Here is a 10,091-nt window from a genome sequence, read left to right on the forward strand (position 1 = left end):
CGAATCATGGCCAGCCTCAAGTCGAAGAAACTCAAAAGCATCCCCGCCGAGATCACCGTTCCGGGTGACAAAAGCATCTCCCACCGCTCCGCGATGTTCGCCGGCCTCGCCAAAGGCACGACCGTGATCGATGGCTTCCTGCCCAGCGAGGACTGCCTGTGCACCGTGCATGCGATGGAGGCCTTGGGCGCCACTGTGGAGCCGCTCGAGACGGTCGAAGGTGTCGGCCTGGTCAAACTCGCCATCACCGGCAACGGCATGAAATTGAAAGCACCGGCCAAACCGGTCGATTGCGGCAATTCCGGCACCACCATCCGCCTGCTTTCGGGCATTCTTGCCGGCCAGGAGTTCAAAACCGAGCTCTTTGGTGACGCATCGCTCTCCCGCCGTCCGATGAAGCGCGTCGCTGATCCGCTGGGTCAGATGGGCGCGAAGATCACCGGCCAGGGCGAGAAAATCTGCGCGCCGTTGACCATCGAAGGCGGCGGATTGAAGCCCATCTACTACAAGCTGCCCGTCGCCAGCGCCCAGGTGAAAAGCGCCGTGCTGCTCGCCGGTTTGTTCGCGCAGGGGAAGACGACCGTCGTCGAGCCGGTGCCCACCCGTAATCACACCGAGCGCCTGTTCACCCACTTTGGCATCAAATGGCTGCGTGAGGACGACTGCGTCAGCGTCTATGGCGGCCAGGAGCCGCGGGCGACGGACATCGTGGTGCCTGGGGACATCTCCAGCGCCGCGTTCTGGATGGTCGCGGCCGCTGCGACGCCCGGATCGCAGATCACGCTGAAAAATGTCGGCCTCAATCCCACGCGCACCGGCGTCATTAATGTCCTCCTGCGCATGGGGGCGCTCGTGACTCATTCCGAGACGCATGACGACGGCGAACCGCGTGGCAACATCATCGTCCGTGGCGGTGATCTGAACGCCACGGTCATCGGCGGGGCTGAAATCCCGAATGTCATCGACGAGCTGCCGATCCTGGCCGTCGCGGGTGCTCTCGCCCGTGGCAAGACGCTCATTCGCGACGCCGCAGAGCTTCGTGTGAAGGAAACCGACCGCATTGCCGCCGTGGCGCAGAATCTCCGCGCGATGGGCGTCACCGTCACCGAGCATCCGGACGGCATGGAGATCGAAGGCGGGGCGAAGTTGCAGGGAGCGACGCTGCCATGCTGGCACGACCACCGCATCGCCATGGCCTTCCTGGTGGCCGGCATGTTTGCCGAAGGAACGACCACGGTCGAAGGCACCGAGTGCATCTCCACGTCCTATCCTGGCTTCGAGAAGCACCTCGATTTTTTTTTGAGCGGTGATGGTGGTGCGCGGCCGATCCCCGTCATGTCCACCGTGCCGCAGCCGCTGGTGGAAAAAATGAACCGTGCCAAGGCATGAGCACGTCCCATCCTGTCATCACCATCGACGGTCCTGCCGCCTCCGGGAAAAGCAGCATCGCACGCATCGTCGCCCGGCGTCTCGGCTTCACCTATGTGAACACGGGGAACATGTATCGCGCCATGACCTGGGCAGTGCTCCAGGCCGGAGTCGATCCGCAGGATGCGGATGCTGTGCGCACTGCCGCTGCGGGCATTGTGATCGATTCACCTGTTGTGGAGGGAAAAACGCAGGTTTGCGTCGTGGGACACACGCTCAGCGATGGCGAATTGAACAGTGATCCGGTCAATCGTGCCGTTTCCTTCATCGCCCGGGTGCCGGAGGTGCGTGAGCGCCTCGTCGCCGACCAGCGTGCGTTGATCGCGATCGGGCCGCTGGTGATGGAAGGCCGTGACATCGGTTCTGTCGTGTTTCCCGACAGTCCGCACAAGATTTACGTGGATGCCAGCGAGGAGGTCCGCGCCAGCCGCCGCAGCGCCCAGGGGCATGCCGACCAGGTGGCCGAGCGTGACCGCCTCGACAAGCAGCGCAAGGCCAGCCCGCTGGTCGTTCCGGATGGTGCCATCGTGATCGACAACTCGCACATCACGCTGGAACAAGCTGTCGAGCAGGTGCTGGCGGCGTTAAAGCTCTCCTGAGCGCGAACCAGGAACCGCGACCTCACGATGCACTTCACCTACTGGCTCGGACATCGCTTCTTCCGCGAACTGGCCCGCGGATTGTTCGACTTCCAGGTCATTGGTGCTGAAAAGCTGCAATTTCCCGGCGCGGCCCTCATCGCCTGCAATCACGTCAGCTTTCTCGATCCTCCGTTCGTCGGCCAGGCGCTGGATGGGCCGATCCATTACTTCGCACGCAAGACACTGTTCGATCATCCGGTGCTCGGATGGCTGCTGCGCGAATGGCAGACCGTTCCCATCGACCGTGACAAGCCTGACGCGACCTCGCTGAAGACGACGATCCGTTTCCTGCGGCAGGGCGAGAAGGTTTTGATCTTCCCCGAGGGCACGCGCAGTCCTGATGGCAGTTTGCAGCCTGCGGAGGCCGGCGTGGGGCTCTTCATCGCGAAAACGAAGGCACCGGTGCTTCCAGTGCGCATTTTCGGCAGCTACGAGGCCTATCCACGAGGTGCCAAGACCTTGCGTCCTGCACGGATCAAGCTGGTGGTGGGGGATCTCTGGCTGCCTGACCTCGGGAGCTATCACCTGGAGGGCAAGGAGCTTTACCAGGCACTTGCGAACGATGTCATGGCCCGCATTGGCGACCTTGTGTCGTGATTGTCGCCACAATGCAAAAACTGCGCTGACCTCACGACGCAACACGGTTTCAGGTTGGCTTGTCAGAGGCGGGACGTATTTTTCACGCCCCCAAAACCCATGATGCACCAACCCTTCGCGGCCAGCGCCGTGCTGCGGCGCGTTTTGTCGTCCACCCGGACCTGCCGCCGCTTTTTCTGCCTGCTTTTGCTCGTTTGCACCTTGGCGAGCTCCCTCAGTCACGCTGCGGTGCAGACCTGGCTGGACGCGAATGCCAGCAACGACTGGAGCCTCACCGCGCCGAATTGGAACGGCAACGTCCCCTGGACCGATGGCAACGATGCGGTCTTTGGCGGAACCGGGGAAACGGTGGAGATCGCCAGCGACGTGGTGGCGATGCACCTCACCTTCAACAGCAACGGCTACATCATCGCCGATGCGAACAACGACAGCCTGTTCTCGCTCTCGACGGGCAGCATCATCACCGTGACCTCGGCGGCGCATGTCGCCACGATCAGCGAGGCCATCGCGAATGGAGACCTGGCGAAGGCTGGTGCGGGGACGTTGATCCTCTCCGGCACAAACACCTTCAATGGCAGCGTGAGTGTGACGGCAGGCACGTTGAGCCTCGCCAATGACAGCGCCCTGGGCGGAGCCTCCACGGGCACAAGCGTGACCTCCAGTGGTGTGATTGAGTTGCAAAATGGCGTCAGCATCGCTGGAGAAAGCCTGAATCTCGGGTCTGCAGGCGGCGATTTCTTCGGTGGCCTGCGAGCGGCGGCCAATGCATCCGCCACTTGGGCCGGAGCGGTCATTCTGGACTCTGGCGGGCGGGTTGGCGCCCTTTCCGGCGGTCTTCTGGAACTCAGTGGTGTCATACAGAACGGCACCACGGGCAGTCTCCTCATTTCCGCGCCCGGCAGTGGCGCGAGCCTTGGCACCGTGCGCATTTCTGGCACCGCCAACACCTACACCGGCACGACTGGTGTGATTCGCGGCCGTTTGCAGCTTGGTGCCTCGAATGCCTTGCCCACAGGCACTGTTCTCGACCTCGACACCACCTCCGCCAGTGAGGATTCGATCTTCGACCTCAATGGATTCAGCCAAACGCTTGGCGGCCTGCAACGCAGCGGCGGCGGCAACGGTGCCGGTGGCAGCTTCGTCACCAACAATGGTGCCACAGCCGGCACGCTCACGCTCAATCAAACCACGAGCACGACCTACAGCGGCATCATCCAGGACGGGGCCGGCGTCGTGAACCTCGTCAAGAGCGGCACAGGCACGCTCACCCTGTCCGGAGACAACACCTACGGCGGCGCCACCTCGGTGACGGGCGGCATTCTCGTCATGAGCGGAAACAACACGCTCAGCGGCAACATCACCGTCGGCGCGGGCCTCACCCTCACGGGAGCCAACACCCTGGCGGACACCCTTGCCTTCCAGGTGAACAGCGGCGGTTTCGTGACCGTGGGCAACGATGCAGCCGTCGGCAGCAGTGGCGGCCTGACCGTGAGTTCCGGCGGCCGGGTGGTGCTGCAAAGCGGCATCCAGGTCGCTGGCAAGACCCTCACGCTTTCCGGCACTGGTGGAAACAACAGCGGCGCTTTGCAGACCGCGTCCAGCGCCACTGCCACTTGGTCCGGAAACATCGTCACAGCCGCCGGGGACACCCGCATTGGAGGCGGTGAAGGCGGCACGCTGATCGTCAATGGCGTGATCAGCGGCACCGGCGGCATGCTCTACAGCCGCGCGAACAACGCCACCACCATCCTCAACGCCGTCAGCACCTACACGGGCGACACACAGCTCTTCGCCAACGGCGGCTCCGGCGGCAGGCTGGTCATCGGCGTGGACAACGCGCTCAGCGGCACAAGCAAGCTGTCGGTGTTCCTGGCCGTCACGGCGACCGTGGCCATCACCGTGGACCTCAACGGCCACACCAGCGCCTTCACCGGCCTCGACACCGCCAACAACCACGCCACCGGCCTGGTGCTGTCCGTGCTGAACAATGGCAGCGCGGCGTCCACTCTCACGCTCTCCGGCACCAGCCTCGGCAGCAACGAGCTCGTTTTTAACGGCAGGTTGAACGATGGCACCAGCAGCATGGCCCTGGTGAAAAACGGCTCCTTCACCCAGACCTTCGTCGCTGCGAACGGCTACACCGGCGACACGATTCTGAACGCCGGGACGATCCAGATCGGCAAGACTTCCGTCACCGGCTTCACGGGCTCGAATGGATCGCTCGCCAGCGGCAATCTTCTCCTGAACGGCGGCACGCTGGCGCTCGACAATCTCGGCACCGGCAACAACGGCTCCAATCGTCTCGCCGACTCGGCTTCTGTTTCCTTCCGTGGCGGCAGCATGATCTATCGCGGATCCGATCTCGCCAGTTCATCGGAGACCATCGGCTCCATCATCGCTCATTCGAAGCGTTCCACCCTCACACTGACCTATGGCGGCACAAACGCCGCCACGCTCACGGCGGGCAGCTTTTCGCGCGTCGCCAGCGGCGGCCTGCTGTTTGTGAACGGCGTGAACCTGGGCCTGGACAGCACCAGCACGGCCAGTCTCTCGCGCCTTGTCTTCACCAGCGCACCGGACCTGGCCGGCACCACGCCTGCGGCGGCCACGGGGCTGGGAACGGTGAAGAATCTGCAAATCGTCCCCGGCATGTATGGCGAGGCAGGAGCCAGCAGCGGCGGCGTCGGCACCGCGACCGGCACGGCGAACACTTTTCTCACCTACCATGCCGCGACCGGCCTGCGGCCGCTTAACCCGGTCGATGAATTCACGCAAAACAGCTTCGCCAGCGGCGACAACGTGCGGATCACCAGTGCCACGACGCTGTCGGCCTCCACGAGTGTCAATTCGCTCATCTTTGCCGGTGCCGGCGGCACCATCGGGTCGGGCAAGACACTGACGGTGGCCAGCGGCATGATCCTCTTCGCCTCGGGAAACAGTCTGACCTTCGGCGGCGGTGGCACGCTCGCCTTCGGCAACCGGGAGGGTGTCATCATCATCAATTCGGGTGCGAACACCACGTTCTCCTCGGTCATGACCGGGACCGCCGGGGTCAGCTACTACGGCACGGGCACGATGGTGACGAACCAGCAGCACCTGTACTCAGGGCCGACCGGGTTGTTCCTCGGTTCGTCGATCGTGCAGGTGAGTTCCATTGGCACGCCGGGTGCCGTCGTCAGCGGGCCTTATGGCACCGGCACTCTGATTCTCGGCGGTGCCTCCACCCGGGCCTCCACGGCCGGTCATATCACGCTGCACAACAATGTCGAGTTTCGGGCGGACACGACCATCACCTCTGGCAGCGTGGACAAAACACTCACCTTCGCCGGAGCGGTGGATCTCAGCAGCGGCAGCCGCACGCTGACAAACAGCTCCACGGCGAACACGTATTTCACCGGCGTGATCAGCGAGACCGCCGTCGGTTCGGGCATCACGATCGCGGGCTCAGGAGCCTCCGCCGTGGTTTTCAGCGGAAACAACACTTACACCGGTGCCACGGTGCTCAGTGGCTCCACCACGCTGCTGATCAACGGCGATCAAAGCGCCGCCACCGGTGCCGTCACCGTCAGTTCCGGCACGCTGGGCGGTACGGGCACTCTTGGCGGTGCCACCACCATTCAAACAGGCGGTACCCTCAGCCCGGGTGATCCAGCGGTCGCCGCTGGCCTCGGCACGCTCACCTTTGGCAGCGGGCTTGTGTTGAAGAGCGGCTCAGGCGCCACGCTTCAGATCACCGGGGCCACGTTCACGAGCAGCGACGGCTTTGGTGGCCAGTTTCCCGGCACGCCCGGCTACGAGGCCTACGTGATCGCCAATGGAGGCGGCTCAGGAGGCACGCTGCATGACCAGTTGAGCATCACCGGGGCCTTCACCCAGGAAACGGGGGCCAAGATTACGGTGCAGCCCGTGTCGTTCACACCTGTCGCAGGCCAGATCTTCAATCTGCTGGACTGGACGGAGGTCGTCGGCGGCACCTTCTCTTCGAATCTCGGCCCCACTTTGCGGGATGGATCGTCTGACTCCACCTTCGATCTCGATCTGCCTGACATCCTCGCGAGCGGCTACGCCTGGGACATCAGCCTCTTTGCCAGCCATGGCATCATCGTGGTCGTTCCTGAGCCAACGAGATGCCTGCTGCTGCTGCTTGGTTTTGGCGGCCTGATTTTTCGCCGTCGCCGCTGATGTTGCAGGCGGGCAGGGAGCGTCTGATGGCCGTGCAGGTCACGTCGATGCGGACGGAGTGCGAATTGGCCGCATGAGTTGGAATTTCAAGAGCGCGGTGACACAAAGCAGACAACTAATTTGTGCGGTTTTGCTTCATTCTTGATTAGGTTTACATCAAAATTGCTGTACGCCTAAGCCCGTCTCATGCCCGCTCAAGATGCCTTTAAACGCTCCCTGAAGACCGAAGGCCTCCCTGTCTCCAAGGGAGGCACGAACGGGGCTGCGAGGCCGGCGGGGGACGTGCAGATGCTCTGCCAGGATGACGGCCCGTGGTTCGTGAAGCAGTCCTTCTCTCGTGCCGAGTCGCTGTGGCTGTGCCCCCTGCTGGGCACGTATTTTCCCTCGCTGCCGCGGGTGCTGGACCTCTCGAACGAAGGCACGCAGATCCATGTGATGATGGGCACCGCCCCCGGTGAGAGCGTGAAGGCCTACTGCCACCGCCTCGGAGCGCTGCCGGTGGGCATCGCCTGCGTGCTCGTCTGGCGCTTGGCGGCGGAACTGGAGGCGCTGGAGTCGTTTCTCCCGGAGGCGGCCTCGTTTGTCGATCCACTGGCCAGCCGGGTGGGGCTGTGGCAGCGGGAGTTCCTTCAACTGTTCGTGGATCGTTTTGAAACGCGGCCGCTCCGCCGCGCAGACACGGCGGCGAACCTTCTGCGGCTCTGCCTGATGCTGATCAACGGGCATTCATCGGCCGCCATCTCTGACATCGCCGCGGCACGCATTCCATCCTCGCTCCTGGCCCACCTGCGGGAGGTCACGGAGACGGGAACCACGCGGCTGAGCGTCGTCGAAATCAAAAACGTCATGCTCATGGCCACGGCGGCGGTCACGCGCGGCCTGCGTGGCTCGAACATGATGTCCCAGCTCATGGTGAACGAGCGCTGGCACCCCGAGCTGCCGCCGCCGAAAGGGAATGGCCGCGTGTATGGCCGTACGGAAGAAAGCCGCCTGCCAGCCACCTCCGTCCGGCTTTCACGGCTCCTCGCACACCGGAACCGCCTCACGACGATCGAGATCACCATGCTCCAGTCCCGCCTGCGCGAGCAGGCCTCCGCCGTCCCGGTGCTGGGACTCGTGATGGACCCGGAGCGCATCCTGCTCCGCCTCCCCGGCATTCGTGAAAACGCCACCGACACCAAGATGCTCGACATCCGACTCGACTGCATTCCGGAGTTTTCCGTGGCCCTGGAGTCTGCCAGCGGCTGTCGTGCGCTCGCCCGTTCTCCCATCGCCATCCGGGAGGCTGTGGCGCCCGGCAGGCCCTTCGCCGACCTGCGTGGTGACTTTGACGAGCAGTTCAACCGCCTCTGGCAGACCCTGCACGACGGCACCTACAGCCTCTCCGGCTACAACATCCAGTCCTCTGACCGTCAGGATCTGCCCGGCATGTTCCATTGCTCGCTGGCCTCCCCGTTTTCAGGCTCGACGAGAACAAAATCGGAGAAGCCCCCGACTAAGGCACCTGCCCGCATGCCTCCGCCCGCCCCTGCTGCGGTCATGCCGGTCCCTGCAGCGCCGCCTGTGCCGGAGTCCGCTCCGCCTCCGGTCGAAATCGTGCCGCAATCCGGCACCGTTTTTCCTTTCAACCATCGTCTCGATGAGCTACCGCAACGTCCCATGAAAATGATCCTCATCACCGCAGGCAGCGGTGGCACCGGCAAGAGCACCATCGCACGCCTCCTGTATGAGCTGGCGGGTTTTGAATCGCGTGACGACGTCGCCATGTTTGACTGTGATGCCCTGGGAAACCGCGACTTCCAGAAGATCGCCCCGGAAAAGATCGAATCCATGCCCATCGACAACGTGGACTCCATGCGCCGCATGGTCGAGACCGCCATGGAGGGCAAACTAGTGCTCGCCGACTTGCCCGCAAGCTGCCAGGACATCCTCGCCCGCGACCTGAATCCAGAGATCATCCAGAGCCTGCGTGAGGACGACGGCCTCCACTGGCTGCCCATCCATCCCGTCACCGCCAAGGCCGCCACCCTTCCCGCCATCAAACAGTGGCGCACCTCCGTTTTCGGCGACGCGCCCGCCATCATCGTCGTCAGCCTCAAGGACGGCCCCGTTCCCACCGATGTGCTCGACGAGATCGTTCGCCCTCAAGACATGGTGCTGCGCATTCCCGTCCTCGATCAGAGCCTCGCCTCCGCGCTGGACGCCTCCAACGCCACCTGGCAGGCCATCCTCGACGGCAAGGCACCCGACAGTCACCGCATGTTCGGCAATCCGCTCGTCAAACGCCAGCTCCGCTTCAAGCGCAAGGAATGCGAGGACGCCCTCTTCCCGCTCCTCCGCCGCATCGTGAAGGACGCGGCCACCGCAGGCTGATCACGGGAGCCTTCCGTGAGACACGGCCGCAGGTTCATTCTTCGCGGCACTGCACATCGCGCAATTGCAGATCCAGCGCCGTCCCGGACATCTGGATCTCCACCAACGACAGCGTCAGCGAGCCCAGCATCAGGACCAGGCTCAGGCCGAACGTGATCTGGCCGCCCGTCTGGCGGTCAAAAAAGATCAGCGTCATGCTCACCACGCAAAACATCAGGCTCAGCACGCCCAGCGTCTGCATGTGCTTGATGATCTGGATGCGCTTCCGCAGGTTTTGAATCTGCTTCACAAGCATCGGCTCCTGCGAGCTCTTCCAGTTCGCATGCAGCCCCCGCACCACCGCCGCCAGCCCCAGAAACCGGTTCGTGTAGGCCAGCATCAGCAGCGAGATCGCCGGAAACAGCAGGGAAGGCGTGGAAAGCGGGAGTTCGGGCAGGAGCATGACGATTCAGTCGTTCCAACAACCTGATCCGGCAAGCGGGCAGCATGGTCCCAATCGTCTTGATGTGGGGAATAGAAGCGCACCGTCTCGCGTGTCCGGTTCGGCGTCTCACCAGGATAGCGCCAGGGGGCTGAAATCCGCGGCGCGGCCTTCAGCAGCGCGTGTGCGGTCTCTTGCACGAGGATGCAAAGCGTCGCATCGGCGCAGAACGACCGGTGTCACTTCATCTCGTCGATTCCCGGGCAACAGGGGAAGCCTTGCCGACCACTGACTTTGATTTCGTCATCGACGCCGAGGAGCCGCTGCCCGGAAAGGTCATCAACCCGCTCCGCGAGGCGCTGGAGCTACGTGTGCCCGACACCATTGATTTCGTGGACTGGCATCGCTGCTCCGAGGCGTTTCGAGAAGTGGCGGGACCGCAGCGGGTG

Annotated in this window: 6 protein-coding genes; 5 read left to right on the top strand and 1 reads right to left on the bottom strand. The window is 63.6% G+C overall.

From position 1 onward, the window contains the following. Window positions 1–6: 6 nt before the first annotated feature. From aroA to IAE77_RS03370, 5 genes are all read left to right on the top strand, one after another. On the top strand, window positions 7–1,389 hold the full coding sequence (gene aroA / locus IAE77_RS03350; RefSeq protein ID WP_294221800.1) for a 3-phosphoshikimate 1-carboxyvinyltransferase: 1,383 nt from the start codon (window positions 7–9) through the stop codon (window positions 1,387–1,389). Next, window positions 1,386–2,027, top strand: a complete 642-nt coding sequence (gene cmk, locus IAE77_RS03355; protein ID WP_294221803.1) for a (d)CMP kinase — start codon at window positions 1,386–1,388, stop codon at window positions 2,025–2,027. The genes aroA and cmk overlap by 4 nt, the downstream gene beginning before the upstream one ends. 27 nt (window positions 2,028–2,054) lie before the next feature. After that, window positions 2,055–2,666 carry a lysophospholipid acyltransferase family protein gene (locus IAE77_RS03360; RefSeq protein ID WP_294221806.1) on the top strand — a complete coding sequence of 204 codons (612 nt, stop codon included), beginning with the start codon at window positions 2,055–2,057 and terminating at the stop codon, window positions 2,664–2,666. Window positions 2,667–2,765: 99 nt separating this feature from the next. Beyond that, entirely contained in the window at window positions 2,766–6,848 is a 4,083-nt protein-coding gene (locus IAE77_RS03365; protein ID WP_294221808.1) for an autotransporter-associated beta strand repeat-containing protein, read from the top strand. Between the two features lie 186 nt (window positions 6,849–7,034). Then, window positions 7,035–9,221: a hypothetical protein gene (locus tag IAE77_RS03370; RefSeq protein ID WP_294221810.1), complete on the top strand. Its 2,187-nt coding sequence runs from the start codon at window positions 7,035–7,037 to the stop codon at window positions 9,219–9,221. 34 nt (window positions 9,222–9,255) lie between these two features. On the opposite strand, the gene IAE77_RS03375 is transcribed toward IAE77_RS03370, so the two are convergent. Further along, on the bottom strand, window positions 9,256–9,663 hold the full coding sequence (locus tag IAE77_RS03375) for a DUF2721 domain-containing protein (RefSeq protein ID WP_294221813.1): 408 nt from the start codon (window positions 9,661–9,663) through the stop codon (window positions 9,256–9,258). Window positions 9,664–10,091 lie beyond the last annotated feature (428 nt).

It is taken from the genome of Prosthecobacter sp. (assembly GCF_014879935.1).
In the GTDB taxonomy this organism is placed as follows: domain Bacteria; phylum Verrucomicrobiota; class Verrucomicrobiia; order Verrucomicrobiales; family Verrucomicrobiaceae; genus Prosthecobacter.